At 54.0% G+C, this 14072-nt stretch carries 17 protein-coding genes and 1 pseudogene; 10 read left to right on the top strand and 8 right to left on the bottom strand.

What is annotated here, in order from left to right:
• Positions 1–24: 24 nt before the first annotated feature.
• The 4 genes from HRU78_08275 to HRU78_08290 are packed head-to-tail and all read left to right on the top strand — an operon-like array spanning position 25 to position 2889.
• Positions 25–1521 carry a YdiU family protein gene (locus tag HRU78_08275; GenBank protein ID QOJ24975.1) on the top strand — a complete coding sequence of 499 codons (1497 nt, stop codon included), beginning with the start codon at positions 25–27 and terminating at the stop codon, positions 1519–1521.
• A 36-nt stretch (positions 1522–1557) separates the two neighbouring features.
• Positions 1558–1941, top strand: a complete 384-nt coding sequence (locus HRU78_08280; protein QOJ23648.1) for a VOC family protein — start codon at positions 1558–1560, stop codon at positions 1939–1941.
• Between the two features lie 53 nt (positions 1942–1994).
• The gene (locus HRU78_08285; protein ID QOJ23649.1) at positions 1995–2516 is read left to right on the top strand and encodes an SRPBCC family protein; all 522 of its coding nucleotides are present in this window, start codon (positions 1995–1997) and stop codon (positions 2514–2516) included.
• A gap of 40 nt (positions 2517–2556) precedes the next feature.
• Positions 2557–2889, top strand: coding sequence for a DOPA 4,5-dioxygenase family protein (locus HRU78_08290; GenBank protein ID QOJ23650.1), 333 nt, complete (start codon positions 2557–2559; stop codon positions 2887–2889).
• A 17-nt stretch (positions 2890–2906) separates the two neighbouring features.
• Here HRU78_08290 and HRU78_08295 read toward each other — a convergent pair whose 3' ends face one another.
• The 4 genes from HRU78_08295 to HRU78_08310 form a co-directional block, all read right to left on the bottom strand.
• A complete protein-coding gene (locus HRU78_08295) occupies positions 2907–3098 on the bottom strand; it encodes a DUF3330 domain-containing protein (protein ID QOJ23651.1) in 192 nt (63 codons plus the stop codon).
• A gap of 80 nt (positions 3099–3178) precedes the next feature.
• Positions 3179–3724, bottom strand: a complete 546-nt coding sequence (locus HRU78_08300) for a hypothetical protein (protein ID QOJ23652.1) — start codon at positions 3722–3724, stop codon at positions 3179–3181.
• 17 nt (positions 3725–3741) lie between these two features.
• The gene (locus HRU78_08305; GenBank protein ID QOJ23653.1) at positions 3742–4182 is read right to left on the bottom strand and encodes a hypothetical protein; all 441 of its coding nucleotides are present in this window, start codon (positions 4180–4182) and stop codon (positions 3742–3744) included.
• A gap of 107 nt (positions 4183–4289) precedes the next feature.
• Positions 4290–4673, bottom strand: a complete 384-nt coding sequence (locus tag HRU78_08310) for an exosortase system-associated protein, TIGR04073 family (protein ID QOJ24976.1) — start codon at positions 4671–4673, stop codon at positions 4290–4292.
• Positions 4674–5000: 327 nt separating this feature from the next.
• Between HRU78_08310 and HRU78_08315 the strand changes: the two genes are divergently transcribed.
• The 4 genes and pseudogenes from HRU78_08315 (at position 5001) to HRU78_08330 (ending at position 8942) form a co-directional block, all read left to right on the top strand.
• Positions 5001–6269 (top strand): folate/biopterin family MFS transporter, encoded by a 1269-nt coding sequence (locus tag HRU78_08315; GenBank protein QOJ23654.1) that lies wholly within the window; start codon positions 5001–5003, stop codon positions 6267–6269.
• A gap of 139 nt (positions 6270–6408) precedes the next feature.
• A complete protein-coding gene (locus tag HRU78_08320) occupies positions 6409–6708 on the top strand; it encodes an antibiotic biosynthesis monooxygenase (GenBank protein ID QOJ23655.1) in 300 nt (99 codons plus the stop codon).
• Positions 6708–7892, top strand: coding sequence for an iron-containing alcohol dehydrogenase (locus HRU78_08325; protein QOJ23656.1), 1185 nt, complete (start codon positions 6708–6710; stop codon positions 7890–7892). The genes HRU78_08320 and HRU78_08325 overlap by 1 nt, the downstream gene beginning before the upstream one ends.
• A 957-nt stretch (positions 7893–8849) precedes the next feature.
• Positions 8850–8942: pseudogene (locus HRU78_08330) on the top strand (PEP-CTERM sorting domain-containing protein).
• A gap of 87 nt (positions 8943–9029) precedes the next feature.
• Here HRU78_08330 and HRU78_08335 read toward each other — a convergent pair.
• Positions 9030–9743 (bottom strand): dienelactone hydrolase family protein, encoded by a 714-nt coding sequence (locus tag HRU78_08335; GenBank protein ID QOJ23657.1) that lies wholly within the window; start codon positions 9741–9743, stop codon positions 9030–9032.
• A gap of 80 nt (positions 9744–9823) precedes the next feature.
• Here HRU78_08335 and HRU78_08340 point away from each other — a divergent pair, with 80 nt between their 5' ends.
• Positions 9824–10351: a heme-binding protein gene (locus HRU78_08340; protein QOJ23658.1), complete on the top strand. Its 528-nt coding sequence runs from the start codon at positions 9824–9826 to the stop codon at positions 10349–10351.
• Here HRU78_08340 and holB read toward each other — a convergent pair whose 3' ends face one another.
• Together holB and HRU78_08350 are read right to left on the bottom strand one after the other, a co-directional pair.
• Positions 10352–11389, bottom strand: a complete 1038-nt coding sequence (gene holB, locus HRU78_08345) for a DNA polymerase III subunit delta' (protein ID QOJ23659.1) — start codon at positions 11387–11389, stop codon at positions 10352–10354.
• The gene (locus tag HRU78_08350) at positions 11382–12008 is read right to left on the bottom strand and encodes a dTMP kinase (protein ID QOJ23660.1); all 627 of its coding nucleotides are present in this window, start codon (positions 12006–12008) and stop codon (positions 11382–11384) included. Before HRU78_08350 ends, holB begins: the two co-directional genes overlap by 8 nt.
• Positions 12009–12079: 71 nt before the next feature.
• Between HRU78_08350 and ampD the strand changes: the two genes are divergently transcribed.
• Positions 12080–12655, top strand: a complete 576-nt coding sequence (ampD, locus tag HRU78_08355; protein QOJ23661.1) for a 1,6-anhydro-N-acetylmuramyl-L-alanine amidase AmpD — start codon at positions 12080–12082, stop codon at positions 12653–12655.
• Here the strand turns inward: ampD and HRU78_08360 are convergent.
• Positions 12624–13997 carry an SLC13/DASS family transporter gene (locus tag HRU78_08360; GenBank protein ID QOJ23662.1) on the bottom strand — a complete coding sequence of 458 codons (1374 nt, stop codon included), beginning with the start codon at positions 13995–13997 and terminating at the stop codon, positions 12624–12626. The two genes, ampD and HRU78_08360, sit on opposite strands and share 32 nt — an antisense overlap.
• Positions 13998–14072 lie beyond the last annotated feature (75 nt).

Here is a 14072-nt window from a genome sequence, read left to right on the forward strand (position 1 = left end):
TGAAATAGCCCGATCAATCAAATGATGCGAAACGAACAGTCGACAGTAAATGCACAATCCGCAAACGACAGTATAGGCTGGCGTTTTGACAATAGTTATACCCGTTTGCCCGATTATTTTTACGTGCAGCAGAATCCGGTGCCGGTGCGCGCGCCGCATGTGGTGATGTTGAATCACGCGCTGGCCGAATCGCTCGGACTGGATCTGCATGCATTATCCGCGGACAAGGCCGCTGCGCTATTTTCCGGCAATACCGTGCCGGATGGGGCGCAACCCATCGCGCAAGCCTACGCCGGCCATCAGTTCGGTCATTTCACGATACTGGGAGACGGGCGAGCCATATTGCTCGGCGAGCATCTCACTCCGGCGGGCGAACGCTTCGATATCCAACTCAAAGGCTCCGGCCAGACCCCATTTTCGCGGCGCGGCGATGGTCGTGCGGCGCTCGCGCCGATGTTGCGCGAGTACATCATCAGCGAAGCGATGCATGCGTTGCATATCCCGACCACGCGCAGCCTCGCCGTGGTCACCAGCGGCGAACAGGTGGTGCGGGAAACCCTGCTGCCCGGTGCGATTCTGACGCGCGTCGCGGCCAGCCATATCCGCGTCGGCACGTTCGAATATGCCGTGCGGCAAGGCGGTACCGAAGCAATCCGGATCCTCGCCGATTACGCCATTCAACGGCACTACCCCGATCTCAGCGGTAGTGACAGCCGCTACTTGTCGTTGTTGCACCGGGTCATTGAGCGCCAGGCGGCGCTGATTGCGCAATGGCTGCTGGCAGGTTTCATTCACGGCGTCATGAATACCGACAACATGAGCATCAGCGGTGAAACGATCGATTACGGACCATGCGCGTTCATGGATGCTTACGACCCGCACACGGTATTCAGCTCGATCGATCGATCCGGCCGCTACCGCTACAGCAATCAGCCGCTCATGGCGCAATGGAACCTCGCACGCTTGGCCGAAACTTTGCTGCCGCTCATCGATCCGCTACAGGAAAAAGCCGTAATGCTGGCGGAAGAAGCCGTTTACGCTTTCCCGCACATTTACCAGAACCGGTGGTTGAGCGGCATGCGTAAAAAACTGGGATTATTCGCGGAAGAAGATGGAGACGCCGAGCTTATCGCCGCATTATTGGGCTGGATGCACAAAAACCAAACCGATTACACCAATACTTTCCGCGCACTGGCTGCGGAAACTTTACCCGGCGATGCCATGTTCCGCGACCCTGAATTTGTCGCGTGGCACGCGCAGTGGCAATCAAGGCTGGCACGTCAAGCCGAATCTAAAGACAACTCATTGCGTTTGATGCAAGCCCATAATCCCGCGATTATCCCGCGCAACCACCGCGTCGAGGAAGCGTTGTCCGCCGCTTCGGAACACGGTGACTACGCGCCGCTGCAGCAATTGCTCGCGGCGCTGGCCGATCCCTATGCCGATGTGCCGGAATATTACGATTATCGCACGCCGCCGGCGCCTTCCGAGCGCGTATATCAGACTTTCTGCGGAACGTAAGTCACTATTTGCAACAGCCTAAAGAGGAGAATAACAATGGCCATCACTCTGAATCACACCATTGTGCCCTGCTTCGATAAAACCCGGTCGGCAAAGTTTTACAGCCAACTATTCGGTTTTGAATACGTCGGCGCGTTTTCGCATTTCATCGTGGTGCGCGTCAACGATACACTGAGCCTGGACTTCGACAATAAAGAAAAATTTGAATCGCTGCACTACGCATTCAAAGTATCCGAACAGGAATTCGACGAAATTTTTGCGCGGCTGCAAGCTGAGCAAATTCCCTACGGCAGCGGCCCCGGCCATGCCGACGACATGGCTATCAACCACAATTACGGCGGACGCGGCGTTTATTTTCGCGACCCGAACGGACACTTGCTGGAAATGTTGACTGCGGACTACGTTATTCCGCCGCAATAACTTCAATTCATGGAATCCAGCTACAAAGAAAAGCAGCAGTAACAGCAGAATTCATGGTAAGCGAGTTCCGTTTCATCACCGAATGGCAGATCGATGCACCGCTGGAGCAAGTATACGACGCGATTATCCATTGTCTGGATTGGCCGACCTGGTGGCAAGGCGTGGAAAGAGTGGAAAAACTGGCATCCGGCGACGCCGATGGGATCGGCAGTGTGCACCGCTTTACGTGGAAGGGACGAATTCCGTACCGCCTCACGTTCGATATGAAAGTAACCGGCGTTGTATCGCGTGCCGTATTGGAAGGCCAAGCGGAGGGAGAAGTGATGGGCAGCGGGCGCTGGGATTTTTCGCGTAAAGATGCAGCAACGATTGTGCGCTATCGGTGGCAAGTGCGCACCAACCGGTGCTGGATGAATTGGCTCGCACCCTGCGCGGCGCCCGTGTTCAAGTGGAATCACCATCAGGTCATGCGCCAAGGCGCGGAAGGCATGTCGCGCTTGTTAAACGCCCGCTTACTATCCTTCCACGCCACAACGGATGCGGTAAAACCGGATAATTACCAGGCATCAGCGTAACGTTTTGGCCGCAGACAACTAAAAAGGAAAAAAGAAACTCATGCAAATATTTCACGGCCATATTTATTTCTCTGACAATGAAATCGAGCGCGCAGCTAAGGTGCGTGAGAATCTCGCCAATGCCTTACCGCAACTGACTTACATTGGTCAATTGATCACCCGGCCAATCGGCCCGCATCCCAAGCCGATGTTTGAGATTCATATTCCGGCAGCGGAAATCGACCGGATCACGCCGGTGATCGACGAATTGCGGCAAGGCCTTTCGGTGCTGATTCACCCGTTGCAGGAAAATGAATTGGAAGCACATACCACCAATGCCCGATGGCTCGGGGAAAAGCTACCGCTGGATTTAAAAGTGCTTGCCAGAACCTGATCGAAGAAACGCATTATTTAATCTTTCTCGACTACTGGAGGAGTGGATCGTTCTTTCTGTTTTTTCCATAGATCGTAACATTCGAGGCCGCAGTAGTAGACGATGTAATCGGTTGCTTTCACACTCGTGGCTTCGGACAGCGGTATTTCTTTAAAACACACCTCGCACGCCACTTTCTCCGGTTCGATTATTTTTTTCTGTTCCATCATGATCAGCATCTCCTTGTGAATGAGGATCGGCCTTAACGAATTCTTCCTGATCGCTTCTCCGCGCAGAAACCACCTCTCGCTTATTGCGGCGGAGGCGCTGGCGGATTGCCCGATGGTGGCGGTGGTGGCGTAAAATTCGCTGGCCGCGGCGCAACTTTTGGTCCGGCTCCTGTGCTCACTGGTTGGTCGCTACTGATGCTGCCCGAAACCGGAACGCGATGACCTTTCGCATACATGCACTGGATATAGCCGATGTCGTAGCGATCCTGCAATGCGTAAGCCGATGTCGTGGCAGCACCGGCACCGGTCGCGCCACCTACCAGTAAACCTGTTCCCGCGCCAATCGCGGCACCCTGCGCACCGCCTATAGCGGCTCCCGCCGCAGCACCAAGTCCGGTTCCAACCGCCGCACTTGTCACGCCGCTGGTTTGCGCCGATTGCTGCGGCGTGGTGCCGCCGACTTGCTGGTACGCATAAGCTCTGCATTCATAGTCATCGGCGCGGAACTGATCGAAGCTTTTGCCGGAACCCGGCAGCGTCAGCACGCTCGGGCCTGTAGGCATGCTGACGCACGCGGACAACACACCAGCCGCCAATAAAATGGATAATCTTTTAGGTGTAAACATGCTTGACCTCTTCGCGATTATTGTTCGGGTGGTTGAGGCGCTACTTGCAGCCAACCGCTGGGACATGTTTTGACATAAGGGTAATACCCATCCTGCTCCCGGCAGTAGTACCAATAGCTTGTCTGCGGCTGAACCTGCTGCGTTGGCTGAGCCTGTTGCTGCTGAACATAGACAGGCGGCGTCGACGGCACGATCACCGGCTGCGGATATGAATAGTACGGTGGATAATAAAACGGATAACCGAATCCATAACCGCCGAAACCGTAGCCACCATACCCGTAGCCGCCATACCCGTAGCCGCCATAAAACCCCGGCCCGTAGTAGCCCAAGCCGATACTCAAATGACTGTGACCATGGCCGCCATGACCACCATGTCCACCGCCGCGCGCCCACACGGGATTACTTGCCAGAATTGCAACTGCTGCGATTGCCAGATACATCAGTTTAATCGTTCGCATAGAAACTCCACTGAAGCGTTGTGATGTGAAACGCAAATTAGACTGGCACATTACCGCATAATTCCATCGGTTTGGAAAGTGCCGCTCCCGAACCGGGATAACATGCCTTACCTACCCATCCGCCATCCCAGATAATCCGATTCCTTGGAAAAATCATCCCAAACAAAGATCGGATTAGGAATCGGATACGTCGGCAGCCAAAAAGTGATGAAATCCACCGCACCATTCCCCGTGCGTCCCACAGTATGGTAAATTCCCCACAGCGTTCCTTCCACCACACCGATTAATGGATTGCTATCCCTTTGAGTCCAGATCGCGATATTTTTCGGCAATTCCAGCCAGCCGGTCGCCACATTGGCCGCACCGCTCAGAATTTTCATCCCTGCCCTGTTGAAATAAATCTCAGCGGTAATATCCTCGCTCGCCCGGATCTGCGGGGAAAACAGAAAAAATAGAGCGAAAATTAAAACCGATTGTAGGGTTACTCTCATCATTAAAGCTCCTATTAAAATTTCAAACCATCTCGCAGCCGCACTGCGTCCCGTTATCTTACCAAAGCGGCGGATTGCATTCGATAATCCGGTTCCAGATCATTGAAATCGATCGACGCTGTATATCATAAGCATATTTCGGTGCATGGGCGCCATCTTGCGGTACAGGATTAGCTGATCTTTGTAGCCCAAATTCCAATTTTAGAACGAAACAGTCAAGCTATAATACGCATAGACAATTCTTCGTTTATTTCCTGTTTTGTTTTTACAGTTCATTCAAAACCAGATTCATTGCTGACCATCTATGCCTGCACTCAGTAGATCAACATGAATTTCTGGGCGAAATACTTGCATTTGTTTAAATCCGCCGAAGCCAAACGCTTCGCTGTTCTGTTTGCCATCATCTATTTCGCGCAAGGCATGTCCGCCCTACCCGATCAAGTCATCTCGATCACCTTCAAGGATCAAGGTTTGGAAGCCGACGATGTCGCCACTTTTTTTCTGCTGGCTTCGATTCCCTGGTTCATCAAGCCGCTGTATGGATTAATCTCGGATTTCCTGCCCCTGTTCGGTCAGCGGCGTAAAAGTTATATGCTGCTGACTTCATCGCTTGCGTGCGCTGCCGGGCTGGTTGCTGCTTTTACCCTGCAATATAGCTACTGGGAGCTCGCTATTCTCTACACGATCATGGGGTTCGGTCTGGCGTACAACGATGTCTTAAGCGATGCGTTGATGGTGGAAAACGGCAAGCTGCATAACCTCACCGGCGCTTTTCAATCGGTGCAGTGGATTGCGATCACAGCGGCATCGATTCTGGTCGGGCTGCTTGGCGGATTCTTTGCGGAACACCGTGACATCCAAGCTGCCTTTGCCGTAGCGGCCATTTTTCCATTCACCGTGCTGCTCATGGCGGTATTCTTTGTACGCGAGAAGAAACATGTGCATTCAGGACCGAAGGCATTTCAGGAAACCTGGCAGGCACTGCGGGAAGGATTCGGGGAACGCTCGGTCTGGCTGGTCGCCGGATTCATTTTTCTGTTCAATTTCAGTCCATCCTTCGGCCCGGCGTTTTTCTACTACAAAACCGATACGCTGGGTTTCAGCCAGCAATATATCGGCATCCTGAGTTCCATCGACTCCACTTCCAGCATCTTTGGCGCGCTTATCTATGCGTCGATGTCGAGAACGATCCCGCTGCGTCGCATGATCAACATCGCAATCGGTCTATCGGTAATCACTTTGCTGACCTATCTGGCGTACCGCGGAGAAACCTCCGCACTGCTCATTCATTTGATCTGGGGCGTGACCAACATGATCACCACCCTGGCGTTTCTGGATCTCGCCGCGCGCGCCTGCCCGAAACGGGCGGAAGCCACTTTTTTCGCGCTGCTCATGTCGATTTTCAATTTCGGCACACTGGCTTCGCAAAACATCGGCGCGCAAATATACACAGCACTCGGTGAAGGAGCGTACGCGTATACCTGGCTGGTTGTCATATCGACGTGCACGACGGCGGCGATTTGGCTGTTCGTGCCCTTGATACACATCGAGCGTATCGAAGCGCACGCACGCGAAAATCAACCCGATAAGTCCTGAACGCCCTCGCAATTCTCTTCGCAGCAAAGCCAGGCATAGCGGTAATCCGGTTTGGTAGTAAAATACCCCGCAATTTTTACGCTCCGGTCTACGATCGCGGCGCTTATTCAAAACCCATCAAAAACCGAGGACTCATATCATGCATGTCACCATCGTCTATGCTAAGGTCAAAGCCGACAAAGTCGAGGCATTTAAGGAAGCGTGCCGCATAAACCACGAAAATTCGATCCGCGAACCGGGCAATGTGCGTTTCGATATTCTGCAATCCGCCGCTGATCCAACCCAGTTTGTATTCTACGAAGCGTACAAAACCCAACAGGATGCCGCCGCACATAAAGAAACCGCGCATTATCTGGCTTGGCGCGATACCGTCGCGGATTGGATGGCCGAGCCGCGTAAAGGTGTGCCGTACCAAGGCTTATTTCCGGTGATCGGCTGATGATTCAATTCTCCGTCGCCCGGCTACCGCGCATCGAATTCGGCGCAGGCAGTTTAAAAAAATTACCGGATATCGTTGCAGGATTCGGCTCGCGCATCTTGCTCGTCACCGGCGCGCGTTCATTCGTCAATACCAGCCGTTGGGAAGTCCTACTCGATCAACTGACACAACACGGAATCACTTGGCAGCACTGCACCGTAGCGGAAGAACCCTCCCCCGCTTTGATCGATGAGCTTGTCAAAACTTACGCCGGTGACCATTTCGCCGCGGTCGTCGGCATCGGCGGCGGCAGCGCGCTGGATGCCGCCAAAGCGGTAGCGGGATTATTGCAAGTACAACGCTCGGTGATGGATTACCTCGAAGGCGTCGGTCCGGAATTGCCGTACCAAGGCCCGGCCGTACCGTTCATCGCCGTACCGACGACCGCCGGCACCGGTAGCGAAGCGACTAAAAATGCCGTACTCAGCGTGCAAGGCGACAACGGCTTCAAAAAATCCTTCCGGCACGACAAACTCGTTGCCGAATACGCCATCGTCGATCCGGATTTACTCGAAAGCTGCCCGCCCGGCGTGATCGCCGCCAACGGCATGGACGCATTGACACAGCTGCTGGAATCGTATGTTTCGATCAAAGCCAACGCCTTCACTGACGCGCTGGCGATCAGCGGCCTGCAAGCCGCCCGCGACGCGCTGATCCCGCTCTACCGTCAGCACGGCGATCTGGCGCAGCACCGGGAGAAAATGGCTTACGCCGCGCTGCTCTCCGGTATCACGCTGGCACAAGTGGGTTTGGGTTCGGTACACGGCTTGGCCTCTCCGCTCGGCGCTTTCTACCCGATCCCGCACGGTGCCATATGCGGCACCCTGGTCGCAGTCGCCACCCGGATCAACATCCGCAGCATACAAGCACGCGAACCGAACAACCTGGCACTGGCAAAATATTTACATGTCGCCGAGATTCTGTGCCAGCAGCGCTTCAGCGACCCGGAAACCGCGTTTAACGCCCTGATCGATCTGCTGGCGCATTGGACTGACGAACTCACACTGCCCCGGCTGTCACACTACGGATTGCAATCAACCGGACTCGACAAAGTCATTTCACACTGCCGCGGCAACAGCATGAAAACGAATCCGATTGTGCTCTCCGATGATGAGATCCGGCAGATTTTGCTGGAGCGGCTGTAGTCGCTTACTGCAATCGGTTTTGGATATTAACCATATTTTTATTATACTGATGCAGTAGTAAGGATTAATAGAGAAGGAGGTAAGGTAATAGAATTATTGTGTAAATTTTAGTTTTTTTAAGGGGAAGGGGCAATGATTATGAAACTCGAATTGAAAAAAACTGTATCGCACATTGAAAAAAACTGTATCGCACGAGTGGTAGCATTAGCTTTAAGCAGCATTACCTTTACTGCTGCACACGCCGGTAATGCCATAATTACCAGTGGATTTACTGCCGCATCAATTGACGATGCGGGTTATTTTTCCAGCGCAACCCCGCTTGGCTTCAGCTTTGCTGGAAGAGAATTTATCAATCATGGTGGCACTGGGTCATCCAATTATTCACTCTATGTCAATGGCACACCTGTTGCAATTGCCGATGAAGTTACAGGATCGAATCCTTTTGGCGCTTCTATTATGGCATCTAGTAGCTCTGCGGTAGTTTTGGGAAACTTAGGTAATGCAAGTTTAACCGGATGGACTTTCGTTGAAACAGTTAGCATTCCGAGGGAGGGCATTGTCGCTTTTCAAATACAACTAACAAATATTACCGGAGCTAGCGCTTCCAGCGTGCAGTGGGGTTTTGGCTTGAACCCAGATCAAGGTATTTCGGTTGGCTTGGGCTCTAGCACGCAAAACGGAATTAACGCGACGGGAAGCGCTTCCTCAGTTGTAGCTACAAGTTTGGATGGCTGGGGACTCGAAATTCATAACACCACAAACATCGCATCGGCATTTTCTGTGACTCCTTATATTGATCTTTCCGCTTGTTGCAACCCAGTTGACCCTGCCGTTATGCTGGCGGCCTCACAAGCGCCAGGCATGTATGGCTTTGCCAATAATTCAATTAACTTGGCTTACAATTTAGGTACTATCAACGCATATGAAACGGTTAGCTTTGGTTATACCGTTGGTATACCGATTCCCGAACCGGAAACCTACGCGATGCTGCTGGTCGGTTTAGGTTTGTTGGGATTCATGGCATGCCGCAAAAAAGAATCAATGCTATAACTGGCTCCGATTTAATTCAGAACGGGAGTTCAGACTCCCGTTTTTGTTTCTTCCTTGTGTATCTATCAGGAAAATTAATGTTATCTGTCAAGCAAACACTTCCGCCAAAAAATTCTCAATCGACCGGTACGCGCGATTTGCCGCGATTTCTTTGTACACCGTGCCAAAGCCCGGGTTGTTGGCTTTCGGGTTGGTAAAGGCGTGCATGGTGCCGCCATAGACATGAATTTGCCAATCCACATTGGCGCGGGTCATTTCGGTTTCGAACGCGAGCACTTGTTCAGGCGGCGCCATCGGGTCGTCGTGGCCGTGCAGGCAGAGTACTTTGGCGCTGATAGTTTCGTTGAGAACATTGCCCGGCGCGAAGATACCGTGGATGCTGATCACGCCTTTGACATCCGCGCCGGAGCGCGCCAGTTCCAGCGCGCATAGACCGCCGAAGCAGTAGCCCATCGCCGCCACCCGGGTTGGGTCGACTTGCGGCAGTTGCCGCACGGCGTGCAGCGCGGCGTTGATCCTGCGCCGTAATAATGCCCGGTCTTGCGCAAACGGCGCCATCAACGCGCCGTTTCTGTCCGCATCGCCATCGGCGCCGACGATGCCTTTGCCGTACATATCCAGCGCAAAACCGACATAACCCATGTCTGCGACGCGTTCCGCGCCTTTGCATGCGAGTTCGCGCCGTCCGCTCCAGTCGTGCGACACCAGCACGGCGGGTTTCGGCGCGCCGGTGTCGTGATACGCCAGATAACCTTCCAATACTGTGCTGCCGTCGTGATAATCGATCGTTTGTATCATCATGTTGTCACCTTTCGTTGTTAGCCGTGATAATCTCACCGTGTAGCTACTGTTTCGATCCCATGAACAAAGGAGTTAACCCCATGAACAACACACGCACATCCCAATCTATTGCCAACGCGGTTGCGGCGCTATCGCTATGGGCATTGTCCGGTCACGTTTTCGCGCAGGATTTCCCGACGCAAAAAGTGCTGCCGCTGGAATTATCAACCCGGGCGGCGATGGCGGCAATCAAAAAATGTCACGACGACGGCTTCAAGGTCAGCGTGGCGATCGTCGACCAGGCTGGTTTGCTCAAGGTGCAACTGAAAGCCGATGGCGCCGGGCCACACACGTTGGATAGCAGCCGCCGCAAGGCCTACACCGCCAACAGTCTGCGCGACTCGACGCATAAATACGCCGTGCTGGTCGCGCAAAAGCCGGAACTGCAAAGCTTGGCACGTCTGAACGACAATATCTTGCTATTGGGCGGTGGTTTTCCGATCAAGATCGGTGGTGAAGTGGTCGGCGGTATCGGCGTCGGCGGCGCGCCCGGTATCGAGTTTGACGAAATCTGCGCCAGTGCGGCGCTGAAGGTTTTGAAAGCGGACGATATCTTCGAGCGGAAGTGATTAGCGCGGCCGCGCCAACGCGGCGTAAGCGATGAACAAGTCTTCTAAAAACAGGCGCGGATTCAATGGATGATGCGCCAGTTTTTGTTTGTTGTTCAATTCCCGGAAGAATGTCCCGCATGCGAGCGGATCCAACTGATCGCTCAATGCTTGGATCGCCGGCAATTGCGTGAGGAAATAGCGGACTTTGCCGGTGGTACGGTAACTGATCAAGTCATAGCACCATTTCTGCAACCAATTGACGACCACCGGCAAGCTGTTTTGCTGCAACGCCTCGGCCAGCAGCAACGGATCGAGCCGTTTGGGATCGGCAACCTGGCGGATGAATTGTTCGAACGACTGCGCGTTGTCACCTTGTGCAAGCTGCAACGCCAGCAGCGGTGAATAACCGGCAGCGGCAAGACACTCCTCGGGATCGGTAACGCCCTGCTGCCGCAACCAAGCCAACGACGTAGCAACGTCCGGCAACGGCATCGCCAGTTGCTGGCAGCGGCTGCGGATGGTCGGCAGCAGATGCTGCGGCTGATGCGTCACCGAAATAAACAGCACATTTTCCGGCGGCTCTTCGAGTTTTTTCAGTAGCGCATTGGCGGCAGCGGTATTCATCGCTTCCGCCGGATAGATCAGAATGATCTTGTAACCGCTTTGATGACCGGTCAGATAAACGAAATCGTTCAGCTTACGGATTTGCTCGATACCGATTTGCTGGCTGGCGCTTTTCTTGGTACTCGCGCTGGATTTATCGTCGCTTTCCTCTTTTTCAGCAGTTTCACTCGCTACGGCAGCGAATGCTTCCGGCACGATCTGATAAAAATTCGGGTGCCCATTCTGTTCGAACCAGCCGCAACTGGCGCATTGACCGCACGCCTGCCGGTTAGCTGCCGGTGCGGTGCACAGCAGCGATTTAGCCAGTCGACGGGCAAAATCGTATTTGCCAGTGCCTTTTTTGCCTTTGAGCAGCAACGCATGTCCCCACAGCGAACGGCTGTGCAGCAATTTTTGCCAGATTGCTTGCTGCCAGGGATAAATGTCAGACATGGTGCAACAACCGTTGGATGGTTTGCTCGACCGCGGCTTTCACATCTGCCAGATCACGGCTGCTGTCGATGATTTGAATGCGTTGGGGAAATTGCCGTGCCCGGTCCAGGTAAGCGTTTCGCACTCGCTGAAAGAAAGTAGCTTGCTCCCGCTCGAAGCGATCGGCCTCTTTGATTTGGCTGATGCGCCGCTGGCCGACTTCCACCGGCACATCGAAGTACAACGTCAAGTCAGGTTGCAAAGCGCCCTGCACCCATTGCTCCAGAATATCGAGCTTCGCTTGATCCAATCCCCGTCCACCACCTTGATAGGCAAAACTGGCGTCGGTGAAACGGTCGGAAATTACCCATTGCCCCTGCGCCAGCGCCGGTATAATCACTTTATCCAGATGCTCACGGCGCGCCGCAAACATCAGCAGCGCTTCGGTTTCGGCGTGCATCGCCATCGATTTATCCAGCAACAACATCCGCAAGCGCTCGCCCAGCGGTGTGCCTCCGGGTTCGCGCGTTACTACCGGACGCTGCCCAGCTTGCTGTAACAGCTCGACAATCCACGCCAGTTGCGTCGATTTCCCGGCGCCGTCGATGCCTTCGAGCGTGATGAATTTGCCTGGTTTCATGTTTTTCCCGGTTTTCAAGTTCTGCTGCAGTCGGTTACCATGCGTGATTATTCCATTTTGCTGATTTTAACATGCACCTGGACGCCACCGGATTGCTCGATACCGCCGAATTCATCGCCTCGCCGAATTACGACGAACGCCCGCCAGGCATGGACATCAATCTATTGGTAATTCACAACATCAGCCTGCCGCCGGATGAGTTTGGCGGCGATGGTGTAATCGAATTGTTCACCAACCGCATCGACCCGCAAGCTCATCCTTACTATCAGTCGTTGCAAGGTTTGAAAGTCTCCGCGCATTTTTTCATCCGCCGCGACGGCTCCCTGATTCAGTTCGTGCCGTGCAGCCAGCGCGCCTGGCACGCCGGCGTCTCGAACTGGCAAGGTCGCGAGCGCTGCAACGATTTCTCCATCGGCATCGAGCTCGAAGGTAGCGACACCGTACCGTTTACCGATGCGCAATATGAAGTGTTGATCGCTCTGACTCAATGTTTGTGCGAGCAGTATCCGATTCAGGATATCGCCGGGCATTCGGACATTGCTCCGGGACGAAAAACCGATCCGGGGCCCTGTTTCGATTGGAAAAGATACGGCGATAGTCTGAGCTGCGGCTTAATCAGGCGATCAACCAATAGCACACCACCGTGATCACCGCTGCGCCGATAAGGTTGAGTACCAATCCTTCACGCGCCATGCTGATCATGGGCACCTTGCCTGTCCCGAATACAATGGCATTGGGCGCGGTGCCAACCGGCATCATGAAGCCGTAACTGGCACTCATCGCCGCTGGCAGCATTAACAATGCGGGATCGATACCCGCAGCCTGCGCCGCCGGTGCGAGAATCGGCATCAACAACACCGCCGTGGCTGTATTGCTGGTGGTTTCGGTCAGAAAAACCACCACGATTGCGACGAAAGCGATGATGATCAACGGATGCAAGCCGGACAAAATGGTCAGCTGCTCGCCGATCGCCTTCGACAAACCGGTTTCGACAAATGCCTGCGCAATTGCAATGCCGCTCGCGAACAGAATCAAGATACCCCACGGCACCCTCACAGCCGTATCCCAATCCAGCAGCTTGCCGCCGCGGCCGTTCGGAATCAGAAACACCGCCAGCACGGCAATCAATGCCACCGTGGCATCGGTTGCCCCTTTCAGGCCAAGCCAAACGCTCCAACCACCGAACGGCTCGTTGCGTGTAATCCACGCCAGCACCGTCAAGCCGAAAATCAGCAGCATGCGCCGTTCTTCCGCGCGCCACGACCCTGCCGGAGGCATCGCCAATTCACCTTCATGACGCAAATACCGCGTCAGCCACAAACCCGCCAGCGGCGCCATCAGCATGACAACCGGCACGCCCCAGCTCATCCACTGGATAAAGCTCACAGTGATACCGGTAAAACTCTCGTATTCGCGCATAAAAACCAGATTCGGCGGCGTGCCGATCGGCGAACCCAATCCGCCGATGCTGCTGCCGTAAGCGATCGACAACAATAACGGGATCGCCAGCTTTTTATCGTTGCTCTGATCGATTACCGCCAGCGCCAGCGGCAACATCATCAATGTGGTCGCAGTATTGGAAATCCACATGCTGATAAACGCGCAGGCGCATAAAAACCCGAACACGATACGTCGGCTGCTGTACCCGCCGACAATACGGATCAACCCAACCGCCAGCCGGTGATGCGCGCCGGAATGCGCCAGCGCCGCTGACAGCATAAAACCACCGAGCATCATCAATATCAGATCGTCGCCATACGCTCGCGCAATGTCCTCCTTGGTCAACACCTCCGTCAACGGAAACACTGCCAGCGGAATGATCGACGTCGCCGGAATCGGAATCGGCTCGAAAATCCACCAGACGACGCACAGAACAACGATAGCACCTGTCCAGCATGCTTTGGCATCCCAGCCGGAGGCGCTCATGCTGATGGCAATAATAAAAGCAAATAAAGGCCCCAAGATTAATGACCAGGAATTTTTGAGCATTGTGTAAGATCCCAGTTTGATGTTTCGATCATTGCATGACCGTCATGTTAAAACATGACCCCAGCTTATCACCAG

This window comes from Gammaproteobacteria bacterium, assembly GCA_015709635.1.
Lineage (GTDB): Bacteria > Pseudomonadota > Gammaproteobacteria > Burkholderiales > Nitrosomonadaceae > Nitrosomonas.